Origin of the sequence: Bordetella genomosp. 12, assembly GCF_002261355.1 — a bacterium.
In the GTDB taxonomy this organism is placed as follows: domain Bacteria; phylum Pseudomonadota; class Gammaproteobacteria; order Burkholderiales; family Burkholderiaceae_B; genus Bordetella.
Genome location: NZ_NEVU01000001.1, coordinates 894,085 through 909,760, shown reverse-complemented (window position 1 = coordinate 909,760; position 15,676 = coordinate 894,085). Strand labels below are relative to the sequence as shown.

The following is a 15,676-nucleotide window of genomic DNA, read 5'->3' as shown; positions in this document are numbered from 1 at the left end:
GCGGCTAGCCTTGAGGATAGACACATGCGTTTTCTGCACACCATGCTGCGCGTCGGCAATCTCGAACAATCCCTGGACTTCTACACCAACGTGCTGGGCATGCGCCTGCTGCGGCGCAAGGACTACCCCGATGGCCGCTTCACGCTGGCTTTCGTCGGCTACCAGGATGAAGAAGACGGCGCCGTCATCGAACTGACCCACAACTGGGACACCGCGCAATACGATCTGGGCACGGGCTACGGCCACGTCGCGCTGGAAGTCGACAACGCCTACGAAGCCTGTGACAAGGTCAAGGCCAAGGGCGGCAAGGTGACCCGCGAGGCCGGCCCGATGAAGCACGGCACCACGGTTATCGCTTTCGTCGAAGACCCGGACGGCTACAAGATCGAATTCATCCAGAAAAAAGGCCGCGCGGACTGACACGCCATGATCCATCCCATCCTGAAAATGGGCGATCCCCGCCTGCTGCGCGTGGCGGCGCCGGTCGAGGACTTCGGCAGCCCTGCCCTGCGGCAGCTGATCGAAGACATGTTCGAGACCATGGTCGAGGCCAATGGCGTCGGCCTGGCCGCGCCGCAGATCGGCGTGGACCTGCAACTGGTGATCTTCGGTTTCGAACGCAACCCGCGCTATCCGGATGCGCCGGCCGTCCCGCTCACCGTGCTGTGCAACCCCGTCATCACGCCGCTGTCCGACGAGATGGAAGACGGCTGGGAGGGCTGCCTGTCGGTGCCCGGCCTGCGCGGCCTGGTACCACGCTACCGGCACATCCGCTATCAGGGGCGCGATCCCGACGGCCAGCCCATCGATCGACAGGCCAGCGATTTCCATGCGCGCGTGGTCCAGCACGAGTGCGACCATCTCATCGGCCGCCTCTATCCCTCGCGCATCCAGGATTTTTCCAAGTTCGGCTTCACCGAGATCCTGTTTCCCGGGATGGACCCCAACCAGGACGATTGAGGCCCGCCCGGGTCAGAGCGGACGACGCGCCGGGCTTTCCGGCTCGCCGGTCAGTTCCTGTGCGGCGAAATCATCCACGGCAACCACCTCCGCCACGGCCGCCTCGGCCGCCAGAATCTGGGCGGCCACCTCATCGCTCAGGGCGCCGGCCGCATGTGCCTGCCGCCAGTCTTTGACGCCTTCGCGCCGCAAGCGGTCCCGTAACGGCCCGAGCGCCGTCACGCGCGCGAAAGCGCTTTCGAGCTTGGCGATGGCGTCGCTGCCGCCGCCGCGCTGCAGGTCCGCATTGAGGCGATCCCGCGTGGGCGAGGGTTCCAGCAGCAGATTGGCGCACTCACGCGTGAGCGCATCGCTGGGCCCGCGCGCCAGGCGCATGGGCAGAATCACCGCCCGCAAGGCCACGGCGGCGGCGCGGCGCGGCAGGTTCGAAAGCACCTGATCCATGGCCTGCTCGATACGCAGGCAGCCTTCTTCCATGCCCCAGGCCACCAGCGGCAGGTCGGCGTGGCAGCGGCCCTCGTCGTCCCAGCGCTTGAGCAGCGCAGACAGCAGATACAGCTCAGACAAAATATCGCCCAAACGGGCCGACAGCATCTCGCGCCGCTTGAGCGAGCCGCCCAGCAAGGCCATGGCGGCGTCGGCCAGCAAGGCAAACCCCGCTGAATACCGCCCCAGGCGCCGGTAATACCGGCTGACCTCGCCGGCGGGCGGCGCGGGCGCAAAGCGCCCGCCCGTCCAGGCCCGGCCCCAGGCGCGCAGAAAGGTCAGGCCGCTGTGGCGCATATGCGGCCAGAAAGCCTGTTCGAATTGTTCCTGCCCCACCGCCTGATCGGTTTCGCCCAAGGCCATGACCTCGCGCATCAGATAGGGGTGGGCCCGGATCGCGCCCTGGCCGAAGACAATCAGGCAGCGCGTGAGAATGTTGGCGCCCTCGACCGTGATGGCGATGGGCAGCGCCCGGTACAGCGCACCCAGGTAGTTGCGCGGCCCGTCGATCACGGCCTTGCCGCCGTGAATGTCCATGGCGTCGTTGACCGACATGCGCATCCGCTCGGTGGCGTGATACTTCATGATGGCCGACACCACCGCCGGTTTATGGCCCTGATTGAGCGCCGCGCAGGTCAGCCGCCGCGCGGCTTCGATCAGATAGGCATGGCCGGCCAGCCGCGCGAGCTTTTCCTGCACGCCCTCGAAGCGCCCCACCGGGATGCCGAACTGGCGCCGCACCCGCGCATACATGCCCGAGGTGTGCGCGCTGATGACCGCGCCGGCAGCCGACAGCGAAGGCAGGGAAATACCCCGGCCGGCGGCCAGCGCGCTCATGAGCATCTGCCAGCCATGGCCCGCCTTGGCCGGACCGCCGATCAAGGCCTCGATCGGCACGAAGACATCATGCCCCTGATTGGGGCCGTTCTGAAAGACCTGCATGGAAGGCAGATGGCGGCGGCCGATCTCCACGCCCGGCGCGTCGGTGGGCACCAGCGCCACCGAAATCCCCACGTCTTCCGGCCCGCCCAGCAGGCCATCCGGGTCGCGCAGCTTGAACGCCAGCCCCAGCACCGTCGCCACCGGCCCCAGCGTGATGTAGCGCTTGTGCCAATTCAGGCGGATGCCCAGCAGATCCTGGCCGTCGATGACCTGGCGGCACACCACGCCGATGTCGGTCATGGACGCCGCGTCGGAACCCGCCTCCGGACTCGTCAGCCCGAAGCAGGGAATCTCGCGGCCATCCGCCAGGCGCGGCAACCAGAACTCGCGCTGCGCCGGCGTGCCGAACTGCAGCAACAGCTCACCCGGGCCGAGCGAATTGGGCACCATGATGGTGACGCCGGCGGTGATCGAATAGGCGGAGACCCGCCGCACGATTTCCGAATGGGCGTAGGGCGAAAACCCCAGGCCGCCGTATTCCTTGGGAATGATCATGCCGAAGAAACGCTCGCGCCGCATGAGATCCCAGACCTCGGGCGGCAGGTCGCGCCGCTTCCATTCGATCTCCCACTCGTCGAGCAGGGCGCATAGCCGCGCCACCGGCCCCGCAATGAACAGCCGTTCTTCTTCGCTGAGCGTGGCCGCCGGCACGGCCAGCAGCTTGTTCCAATCAGGATTGCCCGTGAACAGATCGCCATCCCACCAGACATCGCCGGCCTCGATGGCCTCGCGCTCGGTGGCCGACAGCCCGGGCAGCGCGGCCCGGGCCCAGCGGTAGGCCGGTTCAGCGATGCGCTTGCGGCGCCAATCCGCGAAGCTTGATTTCAAATTCATGGCTGACCTCCGCGGGGATAGGGTTGTGTAACCAAGTTACCAGTTTGAAGGTCCCGGCACAAACCGGCGCGATGACGGTCTGCGACAATAGCGCACCCCTGCTTCACTGGTGAGCGATGCTGAACAAACTCTGGCTGGCTTTCTTTCTGGTTGCCTCGGCCGCGGGACTGGTCCGCTGGATCGGCCTGGGCGAACCCGAGGTGTTCCGCGCCATCGTCGCCAGCCTGTTCGAGATGGCGCGCATCTCGGTCGAAGTCATGGTGCTGCTGTTCGGCACGCTCACGCTCTGGCTGGGTTTTCTGCGCATTGCCGAAGCCGCCGGCCTGGTGGGCGCGCTGGCGCGCCTGCTGGGGCCGCTGTTCGCGCGGCTGATGCCGGAAGTGCCCCGCAATCACCCGGCCATCGGGCTGATCACGCTCAACTTCGCGGCCAACGGCCTGGGCCTGGACAATGCGGCCACGCCCATCGGGCTGCGCGCCATGCGCGAGCTGCAATCGCTCAACCCCCGGCCCGATACCGCCAGCAACGCCCAGATCCTCTTTCTGGTGCTCAATGCCTCATCCCTGACGTTGCTGCCGGTCACGCTCTTCATGTTCCGCGCCCAGCAGGGCTCGCCCGACCCCACCCTGGTCTTTCTGCCCATTCTGCTGGCCACCAGCGCCTCCACCCTCGCCGGCCTGCTGGCCGTGGCGGTGTGCCAGCGCCTCAAACTCTGGGATCCGGTGGTGCTGGCCTGGCTGGGCGGCGGCGCCTTGCTGATGGGCGGATTCATGGGGCTGCTGGCGGGCATGTCGGCCAGCGCCATCGCCGCGCTGTCCTCGCTGCTGGGCAACCTGACCTTGTTCGCCGTCCTGGTGGCGTTTCTGGTGATCGGCGCCTGGAAAAAAGTCCCCGTCTACGAAACCTTCATCGCCGGCGCCAAGGACGGCTTCGGCATCGCGCGCGATCTGCTGCCCTATCTGGTGGCCATGCTGTGCGCCGTCGGCGTGTTGCGCGCCTCGGGCGCGCTGGACTTCCTGCTCGACGGCATACGCTGGCTGGCGGCCGGCGCCGGCTGGGACACCCGCTTTGTCGACGCCCTGCCCACGGCCCTGGTCAAACCCTTCTCGGGCAGTGCCGCACGCGCCATGATGCTGGAAACCATGTCGCATTTCGGCGTGGACAGCTTTGCGGCCCTGCTGTCGGCCGTGATGCAAGGCAGCACCGAGACCACCTTCTATGTGCTGGCCGTGTACTTCGGCTCGGTGGGCATCATGCGCGCGCGCCACGCGGTGGGCTGCGCGCTCATCGCCGACCTGGCCGGCGTGCTGGCCTCCATCGGCGTGTGCTACTGGTTCTTCGGCTGATCACTCCACGCGGAGGATTTTCATGCCGTTGGTGCCGCCGCTGTCGCGATAGAAATCTCCTTTGGTCAGGATGATCCAATCGCCCGGGGCCACGCGGCCGCGCCGCTTGAGCTCATCGACGGCCGCATCGCTCAAGGCCGCCGGCTCGTAGTCGGCCGGCGCGAACGGCACGGTGTACACGCCCCGGAACAGCACCGCGCGGTTCTGCGTCAAAGGATGCGGGCTGTAGCAATAGATGGGCACGCCCGAACGGATGCGCGACATGATGAGCGGCGTATGCCCGCTTTCAGTCAAGGCGATGATGGCCTTGACGCCGGGAAAATGGTTGGCCGCATACATGGCCGCCAGCGCGATCGTTTCGTCGCAGCGCGTGAAGGTTTCGCCCAGGCGGTGATGCGAATGCGTGGTCGTCGGGTGCTTTTCCGCGCCCAGGCAAATACGGGCCATGGCCTGCACGGCCTGCACCGGATACTGCCCGGACGCGCTTTCGGCCGACAGCATCACGGCGTCGGTGTAGTCGAGCACCGCATTGGCCACGTCCGAGACCTCGGCGCGCGTAGGCATGGGGCTGGAGATCATGGACTCCATCATCTGCGTGGCGGTGATGACGAGTTTGTTCAGGGTGCGGGCGTGCTGGATGATGCGCTTCTGGATGCCCACGAGCTCGGCATCGCCCACTTCCACGCCCAGATCGCCGCGCGCCACCATCACGCCGTCACTGGCGCGGATGAGCGCATCCAGCGCCTCGTCATCGGCCACGGCCTCGGCGCGCTCGATCTTGGCGATGATCCAGGCTTCGCTGCCGGCGGCGCGCACCAGCGCGCGCGCCTCGTCGATATCATGCCCATAGCGCGGGAACGACACGGCCACATAGTCCAGCGCCAGCTCGGCGGCCAGACGGATGTCCTCGCGATCCTTGTCGGTCAGGCTCGGCGCGGAAATCCCGCCTCCGCGGCGATTGATGCCCTTGTTGTTCGATAGCGCGCCGCCCACGGTCACCGTGGTGTGGACCTCATCGCCCTCCACCCGCTCGACCTGCAGCACGATGCGGCCGTCGTCGAGCAGCAGCTCATCCCCGGGCCGGCAGTCATGCACCAGCTCGGGGAAATCGATCCCCACCACGGAAGCGTTGCCGGCCTCCTTGGGATGGGTGCGCGACAGCGTGAACGGCTGCCCCACCTCGAGCGTGACCTGCTTGTCGGCAAAGCGCGCAATGCGGATCTTCGGGCCTTGCAAGTCGCCCATGATGGCGACGAAGCGGCCGCGTTCGGCAGCCAGTTTGCGTATGGTGCGCGCGCGCTCGCGATGGTCGTCGGCGCTGCCATGCGAGAAGTTCAACCGGGCCACGTCCATGCCCGCATCGATCAGTGCGCCGATCATCTGCGGCGTGGAGCTGGCGGGGCCCAGGGTGGCGACAATTTTGGTGCGGCGCAATACAGGCATGAACACGCTCACGGAATAATCCTCAGGAAACCCTATGGTACGCCGCCGCGGTGCGCACGGGTATCATGGCCGCTTGCCGCGACACAGGAGCTGCGCGCCGTGAAGATCGTCATCGCCCCGGATTCGTTCAAGGAAAGCCTCAGCGCCGCCGAGGCGGTGCGCGCCATCGAGCGCGGGGTCAAGCAGGCCTGCCCCGGCGCGCACACCGTATGCGTGCCCATGGCCGACGGCGGCGAGGGCACGGTCGACGCCGTCCTGGCCGCCACCGGCGGCCAGGCCCGCCAGAGCCAGGTGCACGATGCCTTGGGCCGCAGCACGCAGGCGCAATGGGGCTGGCTCGACGACGGCACGGCCGTGATCGAGATGGCCTCGGCGGCGGGTCTGGAAGGCATCCCCGCGCCGCAACGCGATCCCCTGGCGGCCGACACCGGCGGTGTCGGCGAACTGATTCTGGCCGCCCTCGATGCCGGCGCGCGCAAGCTCATTCTCGGACTGGGCGGTTCGGCCACCACCGATGGCGGCAGCGGCATGTTGCGCGCGCTAGGCGCGCGCTTTCTGGATGCGCAGGGCAATGCGCTGGCGCCCGGCGGCGCGGCGCTGCAAGCCCTGGCGCGTATCGACCTGAGCACGCTGGATGCCCGCCTGGCCGATCTCGACGTGCAGGTCGCCTGCGATGTCGACAACCCGCTCTGTGGCCCGCAGGGCGCGGCCTCGGTGTTCGGCCCCCAGAAAGGCGCCAGCGCGCCGCAGGTGCGGCAACTGGATGCCGCGCTGGGCCGCCTGGCCGACGTCGCCCATCAGACGCTGGGCCAGGACCACCGCGACGCCGCCGGCGCGGGCGCGGCGGGCGGGCTGGGATTTGCCGCGCATGCCTTTCTGCGCGCGCGCTTTCGGCCTGGCGTCGAACTGGTAGCCGAATTGGGCGGACTGGCACAAGCCTTGCAAGGCGCCACCCTGGCCTTCACCGGCGAAGGGCGCATGGATGCGCAGACCCTGCGCGGCAAGACGCCGGCTGGCGTGGCGCGCCTGGCGCAGCAAGCCGGCGTGCCGGTCGTGGCGCTGGCCGGCTCGTTGGGCGACGGCTACGAAGCGCTGCATCCGGCGGGCATCACCGCCGCCTTCAGCCTGATGCCGGGCCCGCACACGCTGGACCACGCCCTGGCGCACGCCGGCGACTACCTCGCCGCACGCGCGCGCGACATCATGCAACTGTGGATGGCCGCCGCGCGGCGCCGTCTGTAACGCCCCCGAGGACACGCATGACGGATCTGCCCTGCACGACCCTGCACGTCGAACCCGCCTGGATCGACGCCTACGGCCACATGAACGCCGCCCACTACGTGGGCGTCTTCGATCGTCTGGGCTTCGAGCTATTGGGTCAGTTGGGCGTGGGCCTGGACTACACCCAGACCAGCGGCTGCGGGATCTATACGATGAATATCCAGGTCGCCTATCTGCGCGAGGTGCTCGAGGCGGACCCGCTGACACTCAGGCTGCGCCTGCTGCAAACCGATGACAAGCGGCTGCTGTGCCTGATGGAGCTCTGGCAGACGCGCGAGAACTATCTCGCCGCCACGATGGAGCAGCTCTCGCTGCATGTGGATCTGCGTCTGCGCCGGGCCCGGCCTTTCGCCCCCGATCTGGCCGCCAGGCTGGCAGCCATCACCGACGCGCACGGCCGCGTGCCGCTGCCCGTCGGCTACCGGCGCATCCTGCCGCTCAAGCCGGCGCACGGCTAGCCCCGCCGGCGGAGCCAGCGCTCGGGCTCAGGCCTTGATCACGCCGGCGGCCACCAGCGCATCGGTCAGGCCGATGAACTGCGCCACGCCGATCTCTTCGGCGCGCGCCGTGGGCGGCACGCCGAGCGCTTCCCAGGGCACGTGGGCAGCCCAATCGCCCAAGCCGCGACGCAGCATCTTGCGGCGCTGCGAAAACGCACGCGCCACCACGGCCTCGAAGGCCGCGGCGCTGACCGGACGCGGACGCGCCTCGCCCAGCGGCACCATGCGCACCACTGCCGAGACCACGCGCGGCGGCGGATCAAACGCTTCGGGCGGCACATCGAAAAGCTTTTCCATGCGGTAGCGCGACTGCAGCATGACCGACAGCCGGCCGTAGTCGGCGGTGCCCGGCTCGGCCACCATACGATCGATGACCTCGCGCTGCAGCATGAAATGCTGATCGCGCACCAGGTCCGCCGCGCCCATCAGATGAAACAGCAAAGGGCTGGAGATGTTGTACGGCAGATTGCCGACCACCCGCATCCCTGCCCCGAACTGGCCGAAATCCACCGTCAGGGCATCGGCCTCGACCACCGCAAGACGCTCGGGCGGATACTTCTTGCGCAGGCGGGCAGCGAGATCGCGGTCGATTTCAACCACGGACAGCTTGTCCAGACGCTCCAGCAAGGGAGCGGTCAGGGCCGACAGCCCGGGGCCGATCTCGACCACGGCGTCGTCGCGCGCGGGCGCGATGGCCCGCACGATGGACTCGACCACGCTCTCGTCGGTGAGAAAGTGTTGGCCAAAGCGCTTGCGCGCCTGGTGTTGCGACATGGTGCTTCCGTACTCAGCGGTTGTTCTGCTCGATGCGATCCTGCTTTTCCAGGCGATTGTCGATGAAAGCCTGACCGCGCAGTTGCTCCATCCAATCCTCGAAAGCGGGGCCGGCGCGGCGCTCGAACAGCGTCTGGCGAGCCTGCATGCGCTGGACCTCGTCGCTGACGTCCTTCTCGCGGCGCTCCAGCACCTGGACCAGGTGCCAGCCGAAAGGCGACTCGATGGGCTGGCTGACCTCGCCCGGCTTGAGCGAGTTCATCGCGGCCTCGAAGGAAGGCACCATCTCGCCCGGATTGACCCAGCCCAGATCGCCGCCTTGCGGCGCGGTGGCGTCCTGCGAATACTGGCGCGCCATGTCCTCGAACTTGGCGCCGCCCGAGATCAGGCGCTGGCGCACCTGCTCCAGACGCTGGCGCGCCTGATCGTCGCTCATGACGGTGGACGTCTTGATGAGGATATGACGGGTATGCGTTTGCGTCACGCGCACCGGGCCTTGCGGTGCGCGCGGGCTGGCGGCCTGCGCGGCGGGAGCGGGCGCCGGGGCGGCGCGCTGCGGCGAACGCGCCGGCGCGCGGCCATCGGTGCGTTGCAGCACCTTCAGGATGTGAAAGCCGTTGCCGGACTGCACGATGCCGCTGACCTGGCCGGCGGGCACGCCCTGCACGGCCTTGACGAAGAGATCCGGCCAGCCATCCAGCGTGCGCGCGCCCATGACGCCGCCCTGCAGGGCCTCGGGGCCATCGGAGGCCGCCGCGGCCACGCTGGCGAAGTCATCGCCGCGCTTGAGGCGAGCCAGCACGTCCTCGGCCTTCTTGCGCAGGCTGGCGACGGTCTCGGGCGACGAGCCCTCGGGCACACGCACCAGGATCTGGGCCAAGGCGATCTGAACCGGACCGCTGGCTTGCGGCTGCGCATCCTGCGGCGCGGGTTCGGCCGCCGGTTGCGCCGCCTGGGCGGCTTCGCGCTGCAGGGCCGGGTTGCGCGCCTGATCCTTCAGGTAGGCGTCCACCTCGGCGTCGGTGATGACGATGTGGTTGTCGATGGTGCGCTGGCGCAGGCGGTCGGAGCGGATTTCATCGCGCAGCGACTTGCGGTACTCATCCCAGCTCACGCCGCTTTTCTCGACTTCGGCGCGCAGCTGCTGTTGCGTGATCTTGTTGCGGGTGGCCACCATGTTGATGGCCTGGTTGACCTGGTTGTCATCCACGCGGATGCCAAGACGATCGGCTTCCTGGCGCTCCAGGCGCTCGAAGATCAGGCGTTGCAGCACCTGCTTTTGCAGCGTCCGGTCGTCGGGCAACTGGATGCCGCGGTGCTTCAGATCCACCTTGGCGCGCGCGGTGCCTTCCTGCACCTCGCGCATCGTGATGACATCCTTGTTGACGATGGCGGCAATGCCATCGACGAACTGCTCGGACGACGCTGCAGGCGCCTTGGCGGGCGCCGGCTTGGCCGCCCCCGCTTTATCTGCTGCATGGGCCAGAGGCATGGCCAGGCCCAAGGCCAACGCCAGAAGGCTGCCGCGAAAACGGCGCGACGAGTGCAACCTACGCATCATTCATACCTTTCAAATGTCGTGCCTGCCGCGGCAGGCTGCGAAACCGGCTGATAGCCCGGAATGCTCTTATCGAGCAGCTTGAGGGGATCGGTCCCCAAAGCACCCAGCCCGGTCAACTCGAGCTGGAAGAAAATCGCCGTATTGGTGTCATTGGCCGCCACGGCATAGCGCTGGAAGACCATGCGGCCGGTCCAGCAGCAATCACCCTTGTACTCCACCCCCGCGATGGCCTGCGTCACGCGCGGGCCGTCGGAGGCGCCCACCACCGTGCCCGGATCGGACTTGATGGCGTAGTCGATACGGCCCACGCCGTACCAACGGTTGGTAAAGGGCCATTGCAACGCCAGCGTGACCTGATTCTGGCCACGCGGCGCATAGGAAATATTGTTGATCGGATCGCGCTGATAACGATAGGCCACGGCCACCGTCGTCTGGCGCTGCGGCGACCAGCGCGCGCTCACCAGGCCGCGCGACCAGTTGTTGTCGTAGGGGTTGTACTGCGCGGCCAGGTCGGTCGTCAGGGTGTCGGTCAAGGACGCGCTGGCGCCGACCAGGAAGTCCGAACGCACATTCTCGCGCGGCGTCTCGCCGGGCAGCGTGACGCGCTGGTCCTCGAAATACAGGCGTTGCGCGACCGACAGGGCCACGCGCTGGAAGCCGGTGTTGGCGTCCAGCCAGCGCGTGGTCAACGCCGCAGTCAACTGATTGGCGTTGGCGATACGGTCCCAGCCGCCGGTGTAGACGTTTTCCTGGAAGGCCTGCTCGAAACTGAAATCGGACAGGCTGGTGTCGTAGACGGGCAGCGCATCCTGGTTGCGGTACGGCACGCGCAGGTAGTACAGGCGCGGCTCCAGCGTCTGGGTGGACTCTTTGCCGAACAGCGTGGTGGGCCGCTCGAACGTCATGCCGGCGTCGACCGAGAAGATCGGCACTGTGCGCGATTCGGTGGCCTGGTAAGGCGACAGGCTGCCCAGTTTGTTCCAGTCGGTGTTGAACCAGGAGGTGTGATACTGCGTGTAGTTCACGCCGACCTTGGGCGTGATGTACCAGCCGGCCCGCACGATGGGATAGGAAATCGTCGGGTAAGCCTGCAGGCGTTCGCCTTCCTGGCCCAGCCGGGTGCCTTCGAACAAGGGGCGCCGGAAGCGCACGGCCGTGGAATCCATGCGCACGTCGAAGCCGTTCCAGTCGTAGCGCGCGCCCTGCAGGAAGATCTCGGGCTCCTTGTCATACGGCGGCGCGATGGGCGCGTCGGGATCCTGCAGCGTGCGGTACTTGTAGACCTGCACATAGCTTTGCCAATAGCTGGACGACCAGCCCACCCGCGCCTGGCGCGGCAGATAGGTCGTCGAGGCCGTGTTCAGGCCCAGCGTGGTCATGTCGCGATAGTAGTTGTTGTCGGACACGCCGTTGATGTCCCAGTCGGCGTAGAAACCGCCGCCGAAGAACTGCCGGTGCGTCAGGCGGTACATATAGCGGTCAAAGCCGGCATCGCGGTCGCTGGGCAGGTAGGTGCCCGACACCGAGCCGACATAGCTCTCGCCCAGGTAGCGCCCTTCGCCGCCCAACTGCAGACCCCGCTTGCCCATATAGCGCGTGATCAGCGTGGCGTCGTAATTGGGCGCCAGGTTGAAATAGTACGGAACCGAAATATCCAGGCCGGTCTTGCTCGACGAACCGTAGGTCGGCAGCAGGAAGCCGGATTTGCGCTCCTTGCGGATGGGGAAGGTCAGGTAGGGCGACGCCAGAATGGGCACGTCCTTGAAATAGAGCACCCCGTTGCGCGCCACGCCTTCGTTTTCGTCGAAATCCAGATCGACCGTATTCGCCTTGATATACCAGGACGGCTTCTCGCAAGGGCAGCCGCTGTAGGTCACCTGGGTCAGGCGCATCTGCGAGCGGCTGAAAATATCGGCATGATCGGCGCGCGCCGTGCCGCCGCTGGCGCCGATCCAGAAATTCGGCTGGTCGATCTCGCCGCTATAGGTATTCATGTTGAGCCGGGCAGCCGGCCCCGTCACCAGCGTGGCGTCGCGCATGATGCGCGCATTGCCCTTGACGTCCACATCGCCGGTCTCGTTGCTGTAATGAATGCTGTCGCCCTTGACCACGCCGTCGACCCGCCGCACCTGGGCGTTGCCCTTGAGCGTGATCTCCGAAGAGGGGTCGCCGGCGACGTCGTCGGCCTCGAGATAGGCGGGGATCTGATCGTCGGGAAAGTGGCGTACCCGCAGGCCCGGCGAGATGCGCAGGCCGGGCATTTCCTGGGCGGCATCCCCGGCAGCGCTGGCTGGCGTGCTCGCGGACGAGCTTGCCGTCTGGGCAGGGGCGACATCCTGGCTGCCTTGAGCCTGAGCGGCCCCGGCGGCGCTGAGAGCGGAGAGGATCAACCACCTGATCATATGCACGAGAAAAACCAACCTGTGTCTGTGAGGACCTGCCAGCCCCGGGCGGACGCTGGATTGACCCGGTATTATAGAGAAGCCTCGCCGACCCGGTTTCCCGGATCGCCCGGGGCTGGGCGCCCCGGTCCGGGAGCCGCCCGTCCACCCAAGTGCATTTCGCGAGACCGGCCGCCTTGAACTCCCCCCAGACTGATCCCCGCCTGGCATCCCTGCACGCCTGGCTAGCCACCCTGCCCGCCGACCTCGGCCTGCAACCTGACACCCTGGCGCCGGTCTCCGGCGATGCCAGCTTCCGCCGCTACTTCCGACTCCAGGCCGCGGGCCGCAGCCTGATCCTGATGGATGCGCCGCCGCCGCATGAAGACGTGCGGCCTTTCGTGCAGGTCGACAGCGTGCTGGCGGCAGCCGGCGTGAACGTGCCGGCCATCGTAGCCCAGGATGCCGATCAAGGCCTGCTCCTGCTCAGCGATCTGGGTGAAAAAAACTATACCCAGCGCATCCGCGAAGGCCTGGACGACACCACGCTGCAACAGCTCTACCGCGACGCCCTGACCGCCCTGGTGCGCATGCAACAGGCCGACACCGCCGGGCTGGCCGCCTATGACGCCGCACGCCTGCGCGCCGAACTGGAGTTGTTTCCGCAATGGTATGTGGCCGTCCACCACCAGACCGTGCTGGACGACACCACCACCCAGGCGCTCGAGCGTATCTTCAGTCTGCTGGCCGCCAGCAATGGCAGCCAGCCGGCGGTGTTCGTCCACCGCGACTTCCATTCGCCCAACCTCATGGTCTGCGACGAAGCCCGTTTCGGCCCCAATCCGGGCGTGATCGATTTCCAGGACGCCCTGGCCGGCCCCATCACCTATGACCTGGCGTCGCTGGTCACCGATGCGCGCACCACCTGGGAAGAACCCCAGCAACTGGACTGGGCCATCCGCTACTGGGAAATGGCGCGCCAGGCCGGCCTGCCGGTCGACAACGATTTCGCCGAGTTTCACCGCGCCTACGAATGGATGGGCCTGCAACGCAATCTGCGCATCCTGGGCGTCTTCGCGCGCCTGAACCACCGCGACGGCAAGCCCGGCTACCTGGACCACATGCCGCGCGTCAACGCCTACGTCCGCCAGGTGGCGCAGCGCTACGGCGTGTTCAGCCCCCTGCTGCGCTTACTGGACCAACTCGACAACCGCGAGGTCAAGGTGGGGTACACCTTCTGATGCGCGCCATGATCCTGGCCGCCGGGCGCGGCGAACGCATGCGCCCGCTCACCGACCACACGCCCAAACCCTTGCTGCCGGTGGCCGGCAAACCCCTCATCGTCTGGCACCTCGAACGGCTGGCGGCCGCCGGTTTCACCGACGTCGTCATCAACCACGCCTGGCTGGGCAGCCAGATCGAGGCCGCCTTGGGAGACGGGCGGGCCTATGGGCTGAAGCTGCACTATTCGCCCGAAGCGCCCGCGCTGGAGACGGCCGGCGGCATCGCGCGCGCGCTGCCCCTGCTGGGCGACGGCCCCTTTCTGGTCGTCAATGGCGACATCTGGTGCGACTGGGATCCGGCCCAGGCCCGGCCCCTGGCCGCTCAGGTGCCGGCCCGGGGAGCCTGGCTGCTGCTGGTGGACAACCCGCCGCAGCACCCCGCTGGCGATTTCGTGCTGGAAGCCGACGGCCAGACCCACGCCGGCCCGGGGCCGCGTTTGACCTTCTCGGGCATCGGCATCTACGATCCTGCCATGTTCCAGGGCCTGCCGCCCGGAGTGCCGGCGCCGCTGGCGCCGCTGCTGCGCGCGGCCATGGCCGAGGGACGGGTTCGCGGCCAACGCCATCCGGGACACTGGATCGACGTGGGCACGCCCGAACGGCTGGCGGCGCTGGAGCAAAGGCTTCAGCGCAACTAGCCGTCGCATATTTCACGTTATCAACGGAGGAAACCAGAGTTGTCCGGGACGCATCCCGGCAGACACTCGCGGTATCCTCTGTCGTTTTGGCTAGCAGGCGCCTGGCGCCACGCATTACACCCGCTATAGGAATTCAGCTCGCATGGGGATGTTCGGACGGTCGCAAAAACCGGTATTCAGGCCTTCGCTCTACCAACCCGGAAAACGCTCGCGCCGCCTGCCGCGCTGGCTGGTATTGCTTTTTATCGGCATCGGCCTGGGCGCAGGCGGCGTGCTCTTTCTGCAGGCCAATTACGGCCCCCAGCGCCTGACGGTCGAGCAGTCTGAACAACTGCACACCGAACTGAGCGCGGCCAACGTGGATCGCCAACGCCTGCAGAGCCAGCTCGATGAAGCCGTCACCCAGCGCGACAGCAATAAATCCACGCACGAGCAGCTCACCACCGATCTGGCTCAGGCGCGCAGCCGCATCGACGCCCTCAACCAGGAACTGACCCTGTTCCAGGACGCCGTGCCGCCCGATCCGCGCGGCGGCGACATCGGTGTACGCTCGGCGCGCTTCAAGCGCGAACCCGGCGCGCTGGACTATCAAGTCCTGGTCATGCGCGACACCGACACGGGCAAACCCTTCCAGGGCACCGTCGAGCTGGTCGTCGAAGGCAATTACCCCAACGGCCGACGCGATCGCATCACCCCCGATCCCATCCCGCTGAACCTCGCGCGCTACGACCACGCCGTGGGCAAGCTGCCGACTCCCGATGGCTTTATCCCGCGCTCGGTCACCATCCGCGTGCTCGATGGCCAACAGCGCCAGCACGCCATGCGCATCTACTACGTGCGCAACGCCGACGGCGCGCGCGTGAACTGACCCGGCTCAGGCCGGAATCGCCAGGCCGCTCGCCCCGGCCTGCGCGGCCGCCTCGTCCATGAATTGCGCCATGCGCACGTCCAGCTCGGTCACGCCACCGGCATCGTGCGTGGTCAGGATCACATCCACCCGGTTATAGACGTTGGTCCATTCCGGGTGGTGGTCGATCTTCTCGGCGAACATCGCCACCCGGCTCATGAAGCCGAACGCCGCATTGAAATGATCGAATCGGTAGCGCTTTTGCAGCGCCTGCCGGGTGGGATGCGCTTGCCAGTCTGGCAGCGCCGCGCGCGCGATGGACAGATCCATGCGCAGATATCGTTGAGTCATGAGGGGCCTCCGGCACGGGTCTGCTGCCCTGCGAGCAGACCCGTGGCCA

14 protein-coding genes are annotated in these 15,676 nt (G+C 67.3%); 8 read left to right on the top strand and 6 right to left on the bottom strand.

What is annotated here, in order from left to right:
• The first annotated feature begins 24 nt into the window (after positions 1–24).
• Together gloA and def are read left to right on the top strand one after the other, a co-directional pair.
• A complete protein-coding gene (gene gloA, locus CAL22_RS04280; protein ID WP_094810668.1) occupies positions 25–420 on the top strand; it encodes a lactoylglutathione lyase in 396 nt (131 codons plus the stop codon).
• Between the two features lie 6 nt (positions 421–426).
• A complete protein-coding gene (gene def / locus CAL22_RS04275; protein ID WP_094810666.1) occupies positions 427–960 on the top strand; it encodes a peptide deformylase in 534 nt (177 codons plus the stop codon).
• Positions 961–972: 12 nt separating this feature from the next.
• Here def and CAL22_RS04270 read toward each other — a convergent pair whose 3' ends face one another.
• The gene (locus CAL22_RS04270; protein WP_094810664.1) at positions 973–3,222 is read right to left on the bottom strand and encodes an acyl-CoA dehydrogenase; all 2,250 of its coding nucleotides are present in this window, start codon (positions 3,220–3,222) and stop codon (positions 973–975) included.
• Between the two features lie 116 nt (positions 3,223–3,338).
• Here CAL22_RS04270 and CAL22_RS04265 point away from each other — a divergent pair, with 116 nt between their 5' ends.
• Complete coding sequence (locus tag CAL22_RS04265; RefSeq protein ID WP_094810662.1) at positions 3,339–4,568, top strand: nucleoside recognition domain-containing protein; 1,230 nt, start codon at positions 3,339–3,341, stop codon at positions 4,566–4,568.
• Here CAL22_RS04265 and pyk read toward each other — a convergent pair whose 3' ends face one another.
• A complete protein-coding gene (gene pyk / locus CAL22_RS04260; RefSeq protein WP_094811116.1) occupies positions 4,569–6,011 on the bottom strand; it encodes a pyruvate kinase in 1,443 nt (480 codons plus the stop codon).
• A gap of 99 nt (positions 6,012–6,110) precedes the next feature.
• On the opposite strand from pyk, the gene CAL22_RS04255 reads away from it, so the two are divergent.
• Positions 6,111–7,253: a glycerate kinase gene (locus tag CAL22_RS04255; protein ID WP_094810660.1), complete on the top strand. Its 1,143-nt coding sequence runs from the start codon at positions 6,111–6,113 to the stop codon at positions 7,251–7,253.
• Between the two features lie 17 nt (positions 7,254–7,270).
• Positions 7,271–7,750, top strand: coding sequence for a thioesterase family protein (locus CAL22_RS04250; protein ID WP_094810658.1), 480 nt, complete (start codon positions 7,271–7,273; stop codon positions 7,748–7,750).
• Between the two features lie 27 nt (positions 7,751–7,777).
• On the opposite strand, the gene rsmA is transcribed toward CAL22_RS04250, so the two are convergent.
• From rsmA to CAL22_RS04235, 3 genes are read right to left on the bottom strand one after another with little or no spacing between them, the layout of a single operon-like run.
• Positions 7,778–8,566, bottom strand: a complete 789-nt coding sequence (gene rsmA, locus CAL22_RS04245; RefSeq protein ID WP_094810656.1) for a 16S rRNA (adenine(1518)-N(6)/adenine(1519)-N(6))-dimethyltransferase RsmA — start codon at positions 8,564–8,566, stop codon at positions 7,778–7,780.
• A gap of 13 nt (positions 8,567–8,579) precedes the next feature.
• Positions 8,580–10,127: a peptidylprolyl isomerase gene (locus CAL22_RS04240; RefSeq protein ID WP_094810654.1), complete on the bottom strand. Its 1,548-nt coding sequence runs from the start codon at positions 10,125–10,127 to the stop codon at positions 8,580–8,582.
• Positions 10,124–12,535 carry an LPS-assembly protein LptD gene (locus CAL22_RS04235; RefSeq protein WP_208621865.1) on the bottom strand — a complete coding sequence of 804 codons (2,412 nt, stop codon included), beginning with the start codon at positions 12,533–12,535 and terminating at the stop codon, positions 10,124–10,126. The genes CAL22_RS04240 and CAL22_RS04235 overlap by 4 nt, the downstream gene beginning before the upstream one ends.
• Before the next feature lie 170 nt (positions 12,536–12,705).
• Here CAL22_RS04235 and CAL22_RS04230 point away from each other — a divergent pair, with 170 nt between their 5' ends.
• The 3 genes from CAL22_RS04230 to CAL22_RS04220 all read left to right on the top strand — a co-directional run bounded on the left by CAL22_RS04230 (position 12,706) and on the right by CAL22_RS04220 (position 15,297).
• A complete protein-coding gene (locus tag CAL22_RS04230) occupies positions 12,706–13,749 on the top strand; it encodes an aminoglycoside phosphotransferase family protein (RefSeq protein ID WP_208621863.1) in 1,044 nt (347 codons plus the stop codon).
• On the top strand, positions 13,749–14,429 hold the full coding sequence (gene murU, locus CAL22_RS04225) for an N-acetylmuramate alpha-1-phosphate uridylyltransferase MurU (RefSeq protein ID WP_094810650.1): 681 nt from the start codon (positions 13,749–13,751) through the stop codon (positions 14,427–14,429). The genes CAL22_RS04230 and murU overlap by 1 nt, the downstream gene beginning before the upstream one ends.
• Positions 14,430–14,571: 142 nt before the next feature.
• Positions 14,572–15,297: a DUF6776 family protein gene (locus tag CAL22_RS04220; protein WP_094810648.1), complete on the top strand. Its 726-nt coding sequence runs from the start codon at positions 14,572–14,574 to the stop codon at positions 15,295–15,297.
• Between the two features lie 6 nt (positions 15,298–15,303).
• Here the strand turns inward: CAL22_RS04220 and CAL22_RS04215 are convergent, their stop codons facing one another.
• Positions 15,304–15,627 (bottom strand): 4a-hydroxytetrahydrobiopterin dehydratase, encoded by a 324-nt coding sequence (locus CAL22_RS04215; protein WP_094810646.1) that lies wholly within the window; start codon positions 15,625–15,627, stop codon positions 15,304–15,306.
• Positions 15,628–15,676: the final 49 nt, after the last annotated feature.